Origin of the sequence: Maribacter flavus (assembly GCF_008386635.1) — a bacterium.
In the GTDB taxonomy this organism is placed as follows: domain Bacteria; phylum Bacteroidota; class Bacteroidia; order Flavobacteriales; family Flavobacteriaceae; genus Maribacter; species Maribacter flavus.
The window spans coordinates 226,261-244,315 of record NZ_VUOE01000003.1 but is presented as its reverse complement, the minus strand read 5'-3'; the positions used below and the strand labels follow the sequence as shown (position 1 = coordinate 244,315).

Genomic DNA, 18,055 nt, shown 5'->3' with positions numbered 1-18,055 from the left:
CATGACGGCTTGGTTTAAAAGAAAGGAAAAAGGAATCCAGACTTCCACAGAGGAAAAAAAGGACACCCCTAAAGGACTTTGGTATAAATCTCCTACCGGTAAGATCGTAGAATCTGAGGATCTTGCCAAAAACTTTTACGTAAGTCCGGAAGATGATTACCATGTACGTATTGGCAGCAAGGAATATTTCCAGATTTTGTTCGATGACAACAAATTCACCGAATTGGATGCCAAACTTTCTTCCAAGGACCCTTTAAAATTTGAGGACACTAAAAAATACGTTGACAGGTTAAAGGCCGCCCAAAAGAAAACAGGTCTTACCGATGCAGTTCGTACCGGGTTCGGTAAATCCTTAGGAAAGGATATCGTAATCTGCTGTATGGACTTTGCGTTTATTGGGGGATCCATGGGTAGCGTCGTAGGTGAAAAAATCGCGAGGGGAATTGATTATGCCATTAAGAAAAAGGTTCCCTTTGTCATGATTTCAAAATCTGGGGGCGCGCGAATGATGGAAGCTGCCCTTTCCTTGATGCAGTTGGCCAAAACCTCGGCCAAACTTGCGCAATTGGCAGACGCTGGCCTACCCTATATTTCGCTTTGTACGGACCCAACTACGGGTGGCACCACGGCTTCCTATGCCATGTTGGGCGATATCAATATATCGGAGCCCGGGGCCTTGATCGGCTTCGCGGGACCAAGGGTAGTAAAAGATACCACAGGTAAAGAATTGCCGGAAGGTTTCCAGTCCGCCGAATTTGTTTTGGAACACGGGTTTTTGGATTTTATCTCACACCGAAAGGACTTGAAGAAGAACATCAATCTATACATAGACCTCATCCAAAATCAACCCATCCGAAAGGCAAAAGCCTGAGCATTGTAAAAATGTTCGTCGGGTATTGAAAAAAGACCTATCTTTGCACCCTGATTTACAAAAAATCGGATACATAAAAATCATTTAAAACAATATTGGAATGTATTTAACCAAGGAAATTAAGGCCGACATCTTTAAAAAGCATGGCGGGAAAGCGGAGAACACAGGTTCTACCGAGGGACAAATCGCTTTGTTCACACACCGGATCAATCACTTGACCGGACATTTAAAAAACAACCACAAAGATTATAACACCGAGCGGTCTTTGGTAAAATTGGTAGGTAAGCGTAGAAGCTTGTTGGACTATCTTAAAAATAAGGATATCGTCAAGTACAGGGAGCTTATCAAAGAACTTGGTATTAGAAAATAAACACAAAAGGGGATGGTTGACCATCCCCTTTTTTTAAAATATACTCCATGTCTAAGGAGCCAAAAAAATAGACAAACACAAAAAGCTACACACAGTTTTTCATTGGTCCACACAACAACACAACAACACCCGACCATACAAAACGTCGGAGAGACCATTGTTTAACGAACCTGAAATGATTCGGGTTTTAATCACATTTTATGATTCCAAAAGTATTTAGAGAGGTCATTGACCTTGGGGACGGTAGGGAGATTTCTATCGAAACCGGAAAATTGGCAAAACAGGCACATGGTTCTGTTGTTGTTCAATCTGGAAAATGTATGCTGTTATGTACAGTTGTTTCCAACTACAAGGCAAGCGATGTGGATTTCTTGCCACTAACGGTGGATTACCGTGAAAAATTTGCCGCCGCGGGGCGTTACCCTGGCGGATTTTTCAAGAGAGAGGCGCGTCCCAGCGATGGAGAAGTTTTGACCATGCGTTTGGTGGATAGGGTTTTGAGACCCTTGTTTCCAAAGGACTATCATTCCGAAACTCAAGTAATGATTCAGTTAATGTCCCATGACGAAAACGTAATGCCGGATGCTATGGCCGGTTTGGCAGCTTCTGCTGCTATTCAGTTATCTGATTTCCCTTTTGAATGCCCAATTTCAGAAGTACGTGTAGGAAGGGTCAACGGTGAATTCGTAATCAACCCTACGTTAGCTCAATTGGCGGAATCCGATATCGATATGATCATTGGCGCATCTGCCGATTCTGTAATGATGGTGGAAGGGGAAATGGATGAAATTTCCGAAGAGGAAATGACCGAGGCCATTAAATTTGCCCACGAGGCCATAAAGGTACAGTGTGCGGCCCAGGTTCGGTTGGCAGAGGCATTCGGAAAAAAAGAAACCCGTGAGTACGAACCGGAAGCAGAGGATGAATCGTTGGCGAAAAAAGTACACGATCTTACTTACAGTAAGGTGTATGAAATAGCGAAAGCCGGTTCTGCTAAACATGAAAGAAGCGCAGCTTTTGAGGCAATCAAAGAGGAGGTGAAAGCCTCTTTCAGCGAAGAGGAGCAGGAAGAATTTGGTGGATTGATCTCCAAATATTTCTATAAGGCCGAAAAAGCAGCAGTAAGAGACCTTACTTTGAACGAAGGTCTGCGATTGGACGGTCGTAAAACTACGGACATACGGCCTATTTGGTGCGAAGTGGATTATTTACCATCCACACATGGTTCTGCTATATTCACCAGGGGAGAGACACAGGCATTGGCTACGGTCACCTTGGGTACTTCTAGGGATTCCAATCAAATAGACATGCCATCTTTTGAAGGAGAGGAGCGTTTTTACCTACATTATAATTTCCCTCCTTTTTCAACGGGAGAGGCTAGACCGATCCGTGGCACTTCCAGAAGGGAAGTCGGTCATGGCAACTTGGCACAAAGAGCCCTAAAAGGCATGGTTCCTGAGGATTGTCCATATACAGTAAGGGTAGTATCCGAAGTGTTGGAGTCCAACGGTTCTTCATCCATGGCAACAGTTTGTTCGGGAACTATGGCACTAATGGATGCCGGTGTCCAATTGAAAAAACCCGTTTCAGGTATTGCCATGGGATTGATTACCGATATGGAATCAGGTAAATATGCCGTGCTTTCCGATATTTTGGGAGATGAGGATCACCTAGGGGATATGGACTTTAAAGTAACCGGTACGGCCGATGGTATCACTGCTTGTCAGATGGATATCAAAGTAAAGGGACTTTCTTATGAAATCTTGGTCAAGGCCTTGAAACAAGCCCGTGACGGACGTTTACATATATTGGAAAAATTGGTGGAAACTATTGAGGCACCAAGAGCGGATGTGAAACCGCATGCACCTAAAATGGTTACACGAATCATCCCGAACGAGTACATAGGTGCCTTGATCGGACCTGGAGGAAAAGTAATCCAAGAGCTTCAAAAAGAGACCAAAACGACGATCGTTATCAACGAAGATCCGGTTACCGAAGAAGGTATCGTGGAAATTCTGGGTACGGACCAGGCGGGAATCGACGCAGTAATTGCAAAAATCGATTCTTTGATGTTCAAGCCGGAAGTTGGGAGCGTTTACGAAGTAAAGGTTATCAAAATGTTAGATTTTGGTGCCGTAGTGGAATATACCGAAGCACCGGGCAACGAAGTATTGTTGCACGTTTCTGAATTGGCATGGGAGCGTACTGAAAATGTATCTGATGTGGTAAACATGGGCGATGTGTTTGATGTGAAATACTTCGGTATTGATCCAAGAACTAAAAAGGATAAGGTTTCCCGTAAGGCTCTTTTGCCAAAACCTGAAGGTTTTAAGGAAAGGCCTCCGCGCGATAACAATCGTAGGGACGACCGTCGTGGAAACGACAGAAACCGCGATCGCGATAGAAAACCAAGAAGGGATTAAAAATCCTTAAAATTTAGAGCCCCGACCAATGGTTGGGGCTTTTTTATTCACTTAATCGATTATTTGAAGTTTTTTATACCCAATTGTAACATTCTGGAAAAATCTACGTATAAGTATATGCAGTCTATGCAAATTGAACTTAATTTACTTTAATGAGACAGCTTAAGATTACAAAACAGGTCACCAATAGGGAGACCGCATCCTTGGACAAGTACTTGCAAGAAATTGGAAAAGTGGACTTGATTACCGCTGATGAAGAAGTAGAGTTGGCACAACGCATCAAGGCAGGCGACCAGATCGCTCTTGAAAAACTAACAAAGGCCAACCTCAGATTCGTGGTATCGGTTGCGAAGCAATACCAAAACCAAGGGCTTACTTTACCGGATTTGATCAACGAGGGAAACCTTGGTCTGATCAAAGCTGCACAGCGTTTTGACGAAACGCGGGGATTTAAGTTTATCTCCTACGCCGTATGGTGGATCCGTCAATCTATATTACAGGCATTGGCGGAACAGTCTCGTATCGTTCGTTTGCCTTTGAATAAAATTGGTTCTATTAACAAAATTAACAAGACGTTTGCCTTCTTGGAGCAAGCGCATGAACGGGTTCCCTCTGCAGAAGAAATTGCCAAGGAATTGGATATGACCGTTGAGGACGTAAAACAATCCCTGAAGAACTCTGGTCGTCACGTATCCATGGACGCCCCTTTAATTGATGGAGAGGATTCCAACCTGTACGATGTTTTACGTAGTGGTGAGTCCCCAAATCCGGACAAGGAATTGCTACATGAGTCGCTTCGTACAGAAATTGAACGCGCATTGGAAACCTTGACTCCAAGGGAAGCCGATGTTATCAGACTTTATTTTGGCCTTGCAGGGCAACACTCCATGACCTTGGAGGAAATTGGTGAAACTTTTGACCTTACTAGGGAAAGGGTACGACAAATCAAGGAAAAAGCCATTCGTAGGTTAAAACACACCTCTAGAAGTAAGATTTTAAAGACCTATCTAGGTTAAACGTAAAAATTACACGTGAAACTTATGTTAAATTGCAAATTTGGCATATAAGTTGTAATTTTAAGGTTACAAACAGTTTATCATGACTGTTCGTTTTTTGATTGATGAATAAACTCCGGCTGATTACCGGAGTTTTTTCATTTTAGACACTTTCCTTAATAGTGTAACCCTACTATATATTTTCTATCTTGTTAAAAAGAATTCTCTTAATGAAATACGTTTTTATCCCTACCATTTTGATGTTATTGACCACTTCTTGCCGCAAGGGTTTTGATAAATCCCACTACCACGCCTACCCTACCGCCCAAAATGCAAACCTTTGGACACAGTATACCAAGGAAGCTACGGAATTTACTTTATGGGCGCCGACAGCAAAGGGGGTAAAAGTCAATCTCTACGAAAACGGCAACGACTCCCAAATAAAGGAGAGCCACTTGATGGAAAGTTCAGAGAATGGCGTTTGGATAAAAAAACTAACAGGAAACCTGAACGGCACGTATTATACCTTTCAGGTTAAAACAGATTCGGGATGGTTGTTCGAAACCCCAGGTATTTATGCCCAAGCGGTTGGAGTCAACGGTAACAGGGCCATGGTACTAGATTTGGCAACTACCAACCCTCAAGGCTGGGAAATGGACAAAGGGCCCAAACTTGAAGCACCCAATAAAGCGATAATCTACGAGCTGCATGTACGGGACATGACCCTACATCCACAATCGGGAGCGGAACAAAAAGGAAAATTTCTCGGGTTGGTGGAACAGGGCACCAAGGGGCCGGGGAATATAAAAACAGGTATTGATCATCTACAGGAACTTGGCATTACCCACGTACATTTATTGCCTTCCTTTGACCACTATTCCATTGACGAAACAAAACTGGATACACCTCAATTTAATTGGGGCTACGATCCCAAAAATTACAATGTACCGGAAGGTTCTTATTCGACCGACCCTTATGACGCATCGGTGCGAATCAAGGAATTCAAACAAATGGTGAAATCCTTTCATGAAAACGGTATCGGGGTGATTCTAGATGTTGCTTACAACCACACGGGCAAGACGGAAGAATCGCTGTTCAATCAGGAAGTACCCGGCTATTATTACCGTCATAACAAAGATGGCAGCTATTCAGATGCGGCCGCCTGTGGGAATGAAACGGCATCGGAACGAACCATGATGCGAAAATTCATGTTGGAGTCCCTTTTATATTGGACAAAGGAATACCATATCGATGGATTTCGGTTCGACTTAATGGGCATCCATGATATTGAGACCATGAACGAAATCGCATCGGCCCTAAAAAAAGTAAATCCAGACATCCTCTTATATGGCGAAGGCTGGACTGCCAAGGACTCCCCGCTCCCTGAAGAAAAGAGGTCCCTAAAAAAACACATGCAAAAACTGCCGCAAATTGCGGCCTTTAGCGATGATATTCGGGACGGTTTAAAGGGTTCCGTCTTTGAAGATTTGGACACCGGTTTCGTAAATGGTGGAACCAAAAAGGAGGAATCCATAAAGTTTGGAATTGTGGGCGGCATCCAACATCCTCAAATCGATTATGAGGGTGTAAATTACTCCAAGGCCCCATGGACAAAAGCCCCTTGGCAATCCATATCCTACACCTCCTGCCACGATAACCACACCTTATTTGATAAACTAAAAATTTCGAATCCGGCCGCTGGTCAAGAGGAATTGATTGCCATGCACAAACTGGCCAATGCCATTGTTTTGACTTCGCAGGGCACCCCGTTTTTACATGCAGGTGTTGAATTTTTGAGGTCCAAACAAGGCGAACATAACTCCTACAACCTACCGGATAGTATCAATCAAATCGATTGGAACTTGAAAAATATACACCAAGATGTTTTTACGTATTACCAAAATCTAATTCGTTTACGAAAGTCGCATCCAGCCTTCTCCATGTCCAATGCCAAGGCGGTCAATGAAAACCTAAAATTTCAATTCGTAGCCGATGGCCTTATTTCATATACTCTGGAGAATTCCTACAATAATGATTCTTGGAAGGAGATTCTGGTCATTTATAATGCCAAAAAAGAAGCTTTTCGGTATCCATTGAAAGAAGCCTATAAATTGGTAGTATATAAGGATATGTTTGATTTCAGCGGCTCCAAAACCATACAGGAATACATCGATGTTCCTCCCATATCCATATTGGTCGCCTATAAAGATTAAGAATTCATGGAACAAAAAAACAACCCGCTACATGGTGTAAAATTGGTCGATATCCTAGAACACCTTACACAAATTTACACTTGGAAAGAATTATCGAAAGAAATAAATATCAACTGCTTCAAGAACGACCCGTCCATAAAATCGAGCCTTACCTTTCTTAGAAAAACTCCTTGGGCCCGGAAAAAAGTAGAAGCACTTTACTTAAAAAGCTTGGACTAATTACCGGAAATTTTGAACCCTTTTTAGGGTAGGTGCCAACCTAGCAAACTTATAGGTGATTTATCTATAGTAAATCAGGCAGTCTAAAAAAATAACTATTGAATTTTTTAGTACAAGTTTTGTATCTTTTACCTATTCGTAAAACCAACTTTTTCATCCATGAACAGTTTTTTCCTCAGATATATCGTGATGGCCCTTAGTATCACGATATTAATTTCTTGTAAGGACGATACCCAAAACGAAACAACGACACAAGATTCCGAAATCAAGTTAAATATTCCAGATGGGTTCTCGTTGGAGGAAATCTATCATCCCAGTGCCCATGATCAGGGCTCTTGGGTGTCTTTGGCCCAAGGTCCCAATGGCATTATCTATTCCTGTGACCAATATGGTAAAATTTATTCATTTACCCCTCCTAAAACCGGGGAGCAACTTTCCAAAGAGGATATTATTCCGTTGGCTATTGAGATTGGACAAGCTCATGGATTACTTTGGGCATTCAATAGCTTGTATGTGTCCGTAAATAAAAGATGGGAGGAAGATTCCAATTTTGGTAGCGGTATTTACAGAATTGAAGACACCAATGGCGACGGGGTTTTGGACCACAGCAATATGCTCTTGAAACTGCAGGGCGACGGGGAGCACGGGCCGCACAGTTTGGTTTTATCCCCTGATGGAAATGAAATTTACTTCATTGCCGGTAACCACACCTTGGTTCCGGATACTATAAAGAACAACAGCAGGTTGCCCAACAACTGGAACGAGGACAACTTGATACCTACCTACTTGGATGCCAGGGGCCATGCCAACGATATTAAGGCACCAGGGGGTTGGGTAGCTAAATTCAAACCTGATGGTACCGAATGGGAATTGATTTCGGCAGGCTATAGAAACCCTTTTGATATTGCGTTCAATAATGACGGGGAATTGTTTACCTATGATTCTGATATGGAATGGGACATTGGTATGCCTTGGTATAGACCTACGCGTATTTGCCACGTGGTGCCGGGAAGTGAATATGGATGGCGTACAGGTTCTGGGAAATGGCCTGCTTACTACCCGGATAATCTTCCGGCCGTACATAACTTGGAGCAGGGCTCGCCTACGGCTGTCCTTTCTGCAGCGTCCTTAAATTTCCCCACGAAATACAAAAACGGGCTATTGGTAATGGATTGGAGTTTTGGAACGGTGTATTTTATAGATTTAATTCCCAAAGGCAGTAGCTATGAAGCCAAAAGGGAGCAGTTCTTTTCAGGAACTCCATTGCCCCTTACTGATATGATTTCCGGTTCTGACGGTAACCTGTACTTTGCCACCGGAGGGCGTAACTTGGATTCACATCTTTATCGTTTATCCTATGAGGGTGAAGTCATGGCCGAAACAGATGTAGCGGTCAATGAGGACAACAAGCAATTACGGGAACTTCGCCAAACTTTGGAATCCTTTCAAAAAAACACCAACGGGGAAGGTGTGGCCTTAGCTTGGGAAAACTTGAACCACGACGATCGTTTTATACGATATGCTTCGCGTATGGTCCTGGAGCATGCCGATTTCAATGCTTGGAAAGACCTATTTACATCAGAAACCGATGCTACAAAGCTTATCAATGCAAGTATTGCCCTAGCTAGAACGGACGAACCACAAAACCAACAATTGATTTATCAAAAATTGGAACCGCTTAACCTGGAAACTCTTTCCGAAGAAAATCGATTGGCCCTTCTGCGTGCCTATTCCCTATCCTTTATCAGAATGGGCAAGCCGGCCGCTTCTACGGTAAATGCCATAGCCAAAAAACTAAATCGCTACTTTCCCCATACCAACAACAGCGTAAACAAGGAATTAAGTCAAATCCTTCTTTATTTGGAAGCAGATGGGATTACGGAGGGGTTGGTCAAACAACTACTTAAACATACTGAAGAAAAAACAGTTTCGGATGGTATCGAACTGTTGGACGAGGAAACCACCCTCAGGAGCGAACAATATGGGGAAATCATTAGGGAGGTCGTAGCACAAATGCCCCCAAGTGAGGCCATTTATTATGGCATGCTTTTGAGCAATGCCGATAAAGGATGGACAAAGGATTTACGGGAAACGTATTTTAGATGGTTTTATGATGTTCTTGACAGCAAAGGAGGTATGAGCTTTAAGGCATACATGGAAAACGTACGTCAAAGAGCCATGTCCCATGTACCCGAAGCAGAAAAGGCCTATTTCAAGGAAATTTCGGGCGAATATTCCCCAACCGATGCCGTAGCGGATGTTCCCCAGCCCAAGGGACCTGGAGGCATCTATACCGCTGGAGACATTCAGAATATTGTTTGGAACGAAGAAATGAATGGGGGTGATTTTGAAGCAGGAAAGCGAGCCTTTGAAGCGGCCATGTGCGTTTTATGCCACAGAATTCGGGGCGAAGGAGGGGCCGCAGGACCGGACCTTACCCAAGCCCATACGAAATTTGGTACTTATGACCTCATCCATGCAGTTCTCAGTCCCAATGATGAAATATCGGATCAGTATGCCCACACCTTGTTGGAGCTGGCGGATGGCAAAAATCTGGCGGGTAGGATACAATCAGAAAACGAGGAAGAAATTGTATTAATGCCCAATCCCTACAACGAAACGTACACGGTAACTATCAAAAAAGAAACGGTAGTCCAACGCGGACCTTCGCCCATTTCACCAATGCCCGGAGGTTTGTTGAACCGACTCAATCCGCAAGAAATTAAGGACCTGTTCAAATATTTACAATCGGGTGGGGATGAAAACCATGAATCCTATAATGAAAATGAAAGTCAGGATTAAGTGGCCTTTCTTAAAATTCAAGCAATATCTTAGTCAATGTCTACTCACATAATTTAAAACTATACCAAAAATGAAAACCAACACACTAATGAATCTGAAGTATAAATTTCCGTTGCTCTTTATTTTCATTTTATGTTTTACGCTGGGTTTTTCACAAACGGAGGAGCTTCCCATCGATCCATCGTTTTACGAAAAACTGGAATGGCGCAATATTGGCCCTTCACGCGGAGGAAGGTCTTTAGGTGCCGCTGGAAGCCCTTCCAGACCCAATGAATATTATTTTGGGGCCACCGGTGGTGGCTTATGGAAAACTACGGATGGAGGCAATGAATGGAAACCTGTTACAGATGGTCAAATAACCAGTTCTTCCGTAGGTGCCGTGGCCGTGGCCGAAACAAACCCGGATATCGTGTACATTGGCATGGGCGAAGTTCAGTTACGGGGAAGTATCACCCAAGGGGATGGGGTCTATAAATCTACGGATGCCGGTGAAACCTGGAAACATTTGGGACTTGAGGAAACCCAGGCCATTTCCAGGATCCGTATTCATCCCACAAATCCGGATATTGTATACGTAGCCGCCCTGGGCCATCCGTATGGGGACAATGAGGAACGAGGTGTTTTTAAAAGCACGGATGGGGGGGGCACTTGGAACAAGGTACTTTATGTAAGTCCAAAGGCCGGAGCCGTAGACTTGATCATTGACAGGAACAATCCAGATGTGCTGTATGCAAGTACTTGGCAGGTATACAGAAAAGCTTGGAAAATGTGGGGCGGTGGACCGGATTGTAAGTTGTGGAAATCGGTCGATGGCGGAGAAACCTGGACGGACCTTTCCAAGAATCCCGGTATGCCAAAAGGTCCCTTGGGTAAAATTGGCGTCACCGTTTCACCAGTTGACTCCAACAGGGTCTGGGCCATAGTGGAGGCCAATGAAGGTGGAGTATTTCGTTCCGATGATGGCGGTAAGACTTGGGAACTTACCAACAACGAGCGTAAATTGAGACAAAGGGCTTTCTATTATTCCAGAATTTATGCCGACCCGGTAGATAAGGAAACGGTATACGGACTCAATGTCGATTTTTGGAAATCTACCGATGGCGGAAAAACCTTCGATACCGAAATAAAAGTGCCACACGGGGACAACCATGATCTCTGGATCGACCCAAATGACCCTAACCGAATGATTTCTTCCAATGATGGCGGGGGAATCGTAAGTATCAACGGGGGAAAGACCTGGACAGAAGAAGATTACGTAACCACACAATTTTATCATGTTATGGCCACCAGTGATGTCCCCTATCACGTAGCAGGTGCGCAACAGGACAACAGTACCTTGGCTATGCCCAGCGATGGCTGGGAACACATGCAGGCAAGAGGCCCTAACCATGGGTGGTATTATGCCGTGGGTGGCGGGGAAAGCGGATGGATAACCCAACATCCTACCGATCCAGATATTTTTTATGCCGGTAGCCAAGGTGCCCTTTTGACCCGCTACGATCGCAGCAACGGACAGATACGCGATATACAGGTATATCCAAGATTTTTCTCAGGAGAACCCGCAAGTGCCCTTCCGGAACGTTGGCAGTGGACCTTCCCCATTATGTTCGCTCCCCAAGACCCCAATGTCATGTACACCTGTTCCCAACACGTGTGGAAAACCACGGACGATGGGCAATCATGGGAAAAAATCAGTCCTGACCTTACCTATGCCGACCCGTCCACGTTAGGTAAAACCGGAGGTGTTATAACGATGGACATGAACGGACCTGAAATATATGCGACCGTATTCGCCCTTGCACCTTCAAACCACGATATCAATACCATTTGGGCCGGCTCGGACGATGGTAAAATACATATTACAAGGGATGGCGGAAAAAACTGGGAAGATATTACGCCAGCAGGCCTGCCGAAATTCTCAAGGGTCAGTATTATAGATGAATCGGTACACAACCCAGGCACCTTGTATGTCGCGGCAAACCGATATCAGGTCGATGATAGACAGCCCTATGTTTTCAAGACCCATGATTATGGAAAAACATGGACCAAGATTATCAACGGAATTTCCGACGGACATTTTGCAAGGGCGGTACGGGAAGATCCGGTTCGGGAAGGCCTTTTGTTCCTTGCCACGGAACATGGTGTCTATTTCTCAATCAACGATGGGGATTTATGGCAAAGTCTCCAGTTAAAACTCCCTGACACACCTGTAAGGGATTTGGTCGTTAAGGACAATGATGTTGTACTTGGAACCCACGGCCGTGGATTTTGGATCTTGGATGATATACAACCTTTACGGCAGTACACGTCTGAAATGAAGGATCAAGATGCCGTTCTCTTTAAGCCAACAAACGCCATTCGTGGCATTTCCGATGCAACAATCCAATATTATCTCAAATCCGAACAGGACACGATTACTTTCGAAATATTGGACGCAAATAATATGATTATTGACACTTTTACGGGTAGTAAGCCTAAATATGAAAAAGACCCGGACGCACCTTGGTGGGAACGAGGTGGATCGTCCAAACCCACGACGGCAAAAGGCCTAAACACGTTCAAATGGGATTTACGGTATCCTGGCGCCACGGTTTTCGACGGAATGATCATTTGGAGCGGACGCCCCCAACGAGGACCTAAAGCTCCCTTAGGGACATACAAGGTGAAAATGAAAACGGGCGACTATGAAGAAATATATACTTTCGACATAGAAATGGACCCTAATTTAAAGGGTATAACCAAAGCAGATCTTCAAGAACAATTTGAACTAGCCAATAAGATTATGAATAAGACCAGTTCCGCCAATAAAGCTGTCATTAAAATACGAAAGGTTAGAGAACAATTGAATGCGCATAAAGGGTCCCTTTCGGGTTCCACTTACAAGCGGAAACTCGCTCCATTTTTGGATAAGTTGACGGCTATTGAAGAGGAATTATATCAAGTAAGGAACCAGTCCCCACAGGATCCCTTGAATTTTCCGATCAAGTTAAACAACCGTTTGGCCTCCTTACGTAGAAGTGTTGAGACCGGTGATGCAAAACCTACTGACGGGGCCTATAAAGTTTTTGAGGAGCTTTCTGCCGAACTTGAAACCCACTTGTCTAATTTGAATAAAGTAATGGATTCTCAATTGCCCGTGGTAAACGCCATTTTAGAAAAAGCCGGGAAAAACGCCGTTCAAATTGGGGAATGAACATGAGTAAATTCAGAATAACAGTAGGCCAGGTATTTTTGCTATTGGGTTTTTTGATGGTTTTTTCCGGTTGCCAAGAAATCAAAAAGGAAAAAACAGAAACTCCAGAGACGGTATCCAATGCCTTGCAAACACCTCATAGATTCACAACGCCCTTGGGCAAGGAATTCAGTATACCTGAACCTTCCGAAAAAATGATTGCCCAATACCAAGAGGCGAAGCAAGCATACGAAAGCAATCCCGATAGCGCCAATGCACTGATTTGGTACGGGAGGCGGACCGCCTATCTTGGAAAGTATGAAGATGCCATCGATTTATACTCCAAAGGAATCGAGAAATTCCCTGAGGACGCCCGTTTTTATCGCCATCGCGGACATCGGTACATCTCTATCCGGGAATTCGAAAAGGCAATCTCAGATTTGGAGTTGGCGACAAAACTCATTGAAGGAAAGCACAATGAAATCGAACCCGATGGAATGCCCAATGCCATGAACATTCCTGTAAGCACACTACACGGAAATATTTGGTATCACTTGGGTTTGGCATATTATCTGGAACACGACTATGAAAAAGCATATGATGCGTATCTAAACTGCAGGAAATCAGGAGAGCTGGATGACAATATTGTTTCAAGTACGCATTGGCTATATATGATTCAGCGTAGGCTTGGAAACGAAACATTGGCAAATGAAATACTGGAACCTATTACCCAAAAAATGGAAATTATTGAAAACCAAAGCTATTACGAACTTTGTAAGCTGTACAAAGGTTTGATCCCCCTAGATTCCCTCCTTCTAACCAAATCTGGAAATCCATCGAACGATGCCGTGGCCTACGGACTTTCTAACTGGTTTTTTTATAACAATGATAAAGAAAAAGCCAAAGAGCTAATTTTGGATTTAGTGGATAGCCCTTCATGGAGTTCTTTTGGATATATAGCAGCGGAAAGTGATCTGATACATTACTTTGACAAGATGAAACCGTAAAGCGAATCACAATGGGTTATGCAAAACTCAAATCACTATTTTTGCATAATCATTTAGCAGATATAAAATGCAAAAAACAAAAATAGCCCCATCACTACTTGCAGCGGATTTTGGAAATTTACAACGTGATGTTGAAATGGTGAACAACAGTGTTGCAGATTGGCACCATATCGATGTTATGGACGGCGTTTTTGTCCCCAACATTTCCTACGGAATGCCCGTTATCAAGGCTATTCAAAAACATACCACCAAACCCTTGGACGTACATTTGATGATCGTTGATCCGGACAGATATATTGGCACCTTTGCTGAACTTGGTGCTGCTATTATAACGGTTCATTACGAAGCTTGTAGCCATTTGCATAGAACCATACAGGCTATCAAGGCAGCGGGGATGAAAGCTGGGGTTGCCTTAAATCCGCATACCAATATCAATCTGTTGGAGGACATTATCAGTGATATTGATTTGGTATTGATCATGAGCGTGAACCCGGGTTTTGGTGGCCAGTCCTTCATTGAAAACACCTACGAAAAAATCAAGACCCTAAAGGAGCTTATCCAGCGAAAAAATGCTTCGGCCCTTATTGAAATAGATGGCGGCGTATCCACGGAAAATGCTAGAAAGTTGATCGACGCCGGTGCGGATGTATTGGTAGCCGGCAGCTTTGTCTTCAAAAGTGAAAACCCGTTGCAGACCATTTCGGAGCTTAAATCGGTCGCGGATGGAATTTAAACTACCCCAGACGTACTACTTGAGGCATTCATTATAGTCTTGGTTTTTGATTTCAGATGAAGCTTAAGGAAAAGAGAACCTTCGGCTTTACAATTATTAAATAGCAAAAGGTGGCCAACGGATCACAAGGATTCTGACCACCCTATGCATAACCTAAAACTAATACTGCTCCAAAAGGTATTTTATCAAATCGGTAGTGGTAACAATCCCTACCAATTTTTCGCCATCAACGACCGGAAGGGCGTGAAATTCCCTATTTGCCAAAATTTCGGCTACTTCTTTGATCGTTGTATTTGAGGAAATACTCTTCAGGTTTTTGGCCATCACTTGTGAGATGGTGAACATATTATAGACAATGGTTTCCACATCGGAATCCTCTTCGTAGGCGCCATCGGCAAAACTGATTCGAAGCAAATCCGTCAAGCTCAACATTCCAATTATGGCATCACCTTCCACAACGGGAATATGGCGAATATGGTTCTCCTTAAAAAGGCGTTCCGCAGTTTCCAATTGATCGTTACTGTTTAAGGTGATAATCTTTTTTGTCATAATGGTGGATACGGGTACTCTATGTCTTAGACTCATAACTATGATTTTTAATGATATTTAAAGTTCGGTTAAACAAAGGGCCTAAAGCATGATATAAATCATATACAATAATAAATTGCGTCCCTTTTTCAATTTATTTTCAGCCATTATTTCTAACTAAAATGGCTAGTTTTGCAAAACGGTATTTCGAAGTCTGATTGAGTAAATTACCTCTGGGCAAGCCCACGAGGTATTCTTTGGAAACGAACTTTTAATTTCGAGGCAAACCTCGGGGTATTAACCCTTTTGAGGTGCCAATAAAATATAGTCAATGGGATTATTGGATATTGCGATTATAGGAGGAGGGCCAATTGGTATCGCCTGTGGACTGGAAGCACAAAAGAAAGGACTTTCCTATGTTATACTGGAAAAAGGGCCCATTGTGAATTCCTTGTTCAATTATCCGGCGAACATGCAGTTCTTTTCCTCTTCGGAGCGATTGGAAATAGACGACATCCCATTTATCAGCAAAGAGGCCAAACCGAAGCGAGACGAAGCCCTGGAGTATTACCGAAGGATTGTGACATCCAACAAACTGAATATACAGCTTTTTGAGAAAGTGTTGGAAGTTCAAAAGGCTAACGATATTTTTCATGTAAGGACAAGCAAGGGACAGTACCAAGCAAATCACGTTATCGTAGCCACGGGTTTTTATGATATTCCCAACCTACTGAACGTACCTGGGGAGGATTTGCCAAAAGTATCCCATTACTACGATAATCCCCATTATTATGCCGGTCAAAAAGTAGCGGTCGTAGGCGCCAGCAACAGTGCCATCGATGCGGCCCTGGAATGTTGGAGAAAGGGTGCGGAAGTTACGTTGATTATTAGGGGTACGGAAGTCGGTCAGCGCGTAAAGTATTGGGTACGGCCGGATATCATCAACAGAATTGAGGAAGGCAGAATTACCGCCTTCTACAATAGCACTGTAAAGGCCATTCACGAAGATACCTTGGAAATTACAAATGAAAAGGGAGAGACCAAAACGATTCCCAATGATTTTGTACTGGCCCTTACAGGCTATAAGCCCAATTTTCAGTTCTTGGAAATGCTGGGTATACATATTACCAAAGATGAAAAGCGATTACCGGAATACGACCCGGAAACCATGGAAACCAATGTAGAAAATCTTTATTTGGCAGGGGTAATCTGTGGCGGTATGGAAACCCACAAATGGTTTATAGAAAATTCAAGGATCCATGCAAAAATGATTGTTGCGCATATTCTGGACAAAAACCAAAAAAGACATCCTTAATTCCAGCCTCCACCCAAAGCAAGGTATAAGTTTACCACGGCTTGTAACTTATTGTTTTTGGTAGAGATAAGGTCCAAATTTGTATTCAGCGCATTTTGTCTTGCGTTCAATACTTCCAGATAATTAGCCAAACCATTATCCAATAGTTCTTGGGAATATTCCCGAGCCATTGTATAAGCTTCATATTCCTTTTTCTTCACTTCAATTTTTTTCATGGCCGCATGGTAGGAATAAAGTGCATCGGATACTTCCTTAGAGGCGTTCAGCAAGGCAAATTTAAAATCCAACATAGACTGTTCTTGTTGGGCCTGACTTACTTCATATTGTGTTCGTATTCTCCTACCATTGAACAATGGCTGTGTAAGACCCCCTACTACGGATGCAAATAAGGAATTAGTATCAAACAATGTATTAAAATCCAAACTTTGAAGTCCTCCATTGGCGGTTAGGGTAATGGATGGATAAAAATTACTTCGGGCTACATTGGTTAGTTCAAAAGCATTTACCAGGCCATACTCGGCGGATATAACATCGGGCCGGTTTGCCAAGAGTTGGGTGGGTACCCCAATACTCAGTGGTGTATTTATTTTTTGCTCTTCCAAGGTACTTCTTACAATTTCCTTTGGTTCATCACCCAAAATCAAGGACATGGAATTTTCCAAAAGCTTTACTGAATTTTCCAAGTCGATCAACAAGGCTTGGGCCGTATACAATTGGGCCTCCGTTTGTTTTACGGCGACCTCCGTAACATTTCCCGACTCTTTTAATGCTTTGGTGGTCTCCAATCCGCTGGAACGGGTTTCTATGGTCAATTTCGTAATCTGGATTTGCTCGTCCAAAGACAATAGTTGATAATAGAGAGAAGCTATATTTCCCACCAAGGTACTTTTTACTGCTTTATGGGCGGCGACTGATTGTAGGTAACTCGCCTCGAAAGCCCTTTTATTACTTCTGATTTTACCCCAAATATCTGCCTCCCAAGACAGTCCACCACTTACCTCGTATTGATCCAACCTACTAAAAAGACCTCCAAACTGACTATTCCCGGAAATCTCCGTATGGGTATATTTTGGGTTGAGATTCAGGGTAGGAAAATAGCCGGCCTTTCCCTGTTTCAGATAAGCTTCAGAAATCAAAATGCGTTGAATGGCCTTTCTAATGTCAATATTATTTTGAAGACCTTCTTCTATATAACCTTGAAGATATGGGTCTGTAAACAATTCCTTCCATGAAATTGTTGCCAGGGAAACACTATCCCTCTGTAGGGAATCCGTTCTAAAATATTGTGACTCCGATACCACATCCTTTGGTCTTTCATACGTTTTGGCAGAAAAGCATGAAACCAAGATTATTGGCAAAAGTACCGTACAACCAATTTTTATATATTTTGACAATCGCATACTATAT

General features: G+C 43.2%; 13 protein-coding genes. 11 read left to right on the top strand and 2 right to left on the bottom strand.

Going from position 1 to position 18,055, the window contains the following annotated elements:
- Nucleotide 1 precedes the first annotated feature (1 nt).
- The 10 genes from accD (at nucleotide 2) to rpe (ending at nucleotide 14,805) form a co-directional block, all read left to right on the top strand.
- On the top strand, nucleotides 2–871 hold the full coding sequence (accD, locus tag F0361_RS17185) for an acetyl-CoA carboxylase, carboxyltransferase subunit beta (protein ID WP_138259394.1): 870 nt from the start codon (nucleotides 2–4) through the stop codon (nucleotides 869–871).
- A 100-nt stretch (nucleotides 872–971) separates the two neighbouring features.
- Complete coding sequence (gene rpsO / locus F0361_RS17180; RefSeq protein ID WP_138259359.1) at nucleotides 972–1,241, top strand: 30S ribosomal protein S15; 270 nt, start codon at nucleotides 972–974, stop codon at nucleotides 1,239–1,241.
- A gap of 200 nt (nucleotides 1,242–1,441) precedes the next feature.
- A complete protein-coding gene (locus tag F0361_RS17175; RefSeq protein ID WP_154920657.1) occupies nucleotides 1,442–3,664 on the top strand; it encodes a polyribonucleotide nucleotidyltransferase in 2,223 nt (740 codons plus the stop codon).
- Nucleotides 3,665–3,816: 152 nt separating this feature from the next.
- Nucleotides 3,817–4,680, top strand: a complete 864-nt coding sequence (locus F0361_RS17170; protein ID WP_073180565.1) for a sigma-70 family RNA polymerase sigma factor — start codon at nucleotides 3,817–3,819, stop codon at nucleotides 4,678–4,680.
- Between the two features lie 209 nt (nucleotides 4,681–4,889).
- Entirely contained in the window at nucleotides 4,890–6,872 is a 1,983-nt protein-coding gene (gene pulA / locus F0361_RS17165; protein ID WP_154920655.1) for a type I pullulanase, read from the top strand.
- A 6-nt stretch (nucleotides 6,873–6,878) separates the two neighbouring features.
- The gene (locus F0361_RS17160) at nucleotides 6,879–7,091 is read left to right on the top strand and encodes a VF530 family protein (protein WP_154920653.1); all 213 of its coding nucleotides are present in this window, start codon (nucleotides 6,879–6,881) and stop codon (nucleotides 7,089–7,091) included.
- 159 nt (nucleotides 7,092–7,250) lie between these two features.
- On the top strand, nucleotides 7,251–9,893 hold the full coding sequence (locus tag F0361_RS17155) for a c-type cytochrome (protein ID WP_246160926.1): 2,643 nt from the start codon (nucleotides 7,251–7,253) through the stop codon (nucleotides 9,891–9,893).
- 70 nt (nucleotides 9,894–9,963) lie between these two features.
- Entirely contained in the window at nucleotides 9,964–13,086 is a 3,123-nt protein-coding gene (locus tag F0361_RS17150; protein ID WP_246160925.1) for a WD40/YVTN/BNR-like repeat-containing protein, read from the top strand.
- A 2-nt stretch (nucleotides 13,087–13,088) separates the two neighbouring features.
- The gene (locus tag F0361_RS17145; protein ID WP_154920651.1) at nucleotides 13,089–14,072 is read left to right on the top strand and encodes a tetratricopeptide repeat protein; all 984 of its coding nucleotides are present in this window, start codon (nucleotides 13,089–13,091) and stop codon (nucleotides 14,070–14,072) included.
- Between the two features lie 67 nt (nucleotides 14,073–14,139).
- Entirely contained in the window at nucleotides 14,140–14,805 is a 666-nt protein-coding gene (gene rpe, locus F0361_RS17140; protein WP_154920649.1) for a ribulose-phosphate 3-epimerase, read from the top strand.
- Nucleotides 14,806–14,964: 159 nt separating this feature from the next.
- Here the strand turns inward: rpe and F0361_RS17135 are convergent, their stop codons facing one another.
- Nucleotides 14,965–15,390: a CBS domain-containing protein gene (locus tag F0361_RS17135; RefSeq protein ID WP_246160924.1), complete on the bottom strand. Its 426-nt coding sequence runs from the start codon at nucleotides 15,388–15,390 to the stop codon at nucleotides 14,965–14,967.
- Between the two features lie 274 nt (nucleotides 15,391–15,664).
- On the opposite strand from F0361_RS17135, the gene F0361_RS17130 reads away from it, so the two are divergent.
- On the top strand, nucleotides 15,665–16,648 hold the full coding sequence (locus F0361_RS17130; protein ID WP_154920647.1) for a YpdA family putative bacillithiol disulfide reductase: 984 nt from the start codon (nucleotides 15,665–15,667) through the stop codon (nucleotides 16,646–16,648).
- Here F0361_RS17130 and F0361_RS17125 read toward each other — a convergent pair.
- A complete protein-coding gene (locus F0361_RS17125; RefSeq protein WP_154920645.1) occupies nucleotides 16,645–18,048 on the bottom strand; it encodes a TolC family protein in 1,404 nt (467 codons plus the stop codon). The two genes, F0361_RS17130 and F0361_RS17125, sit on opposite strands and share 4 nt — an antisense overlap.
- Nucleotides 18,049–18,055 lie beyond the last annotated feature (7 nt).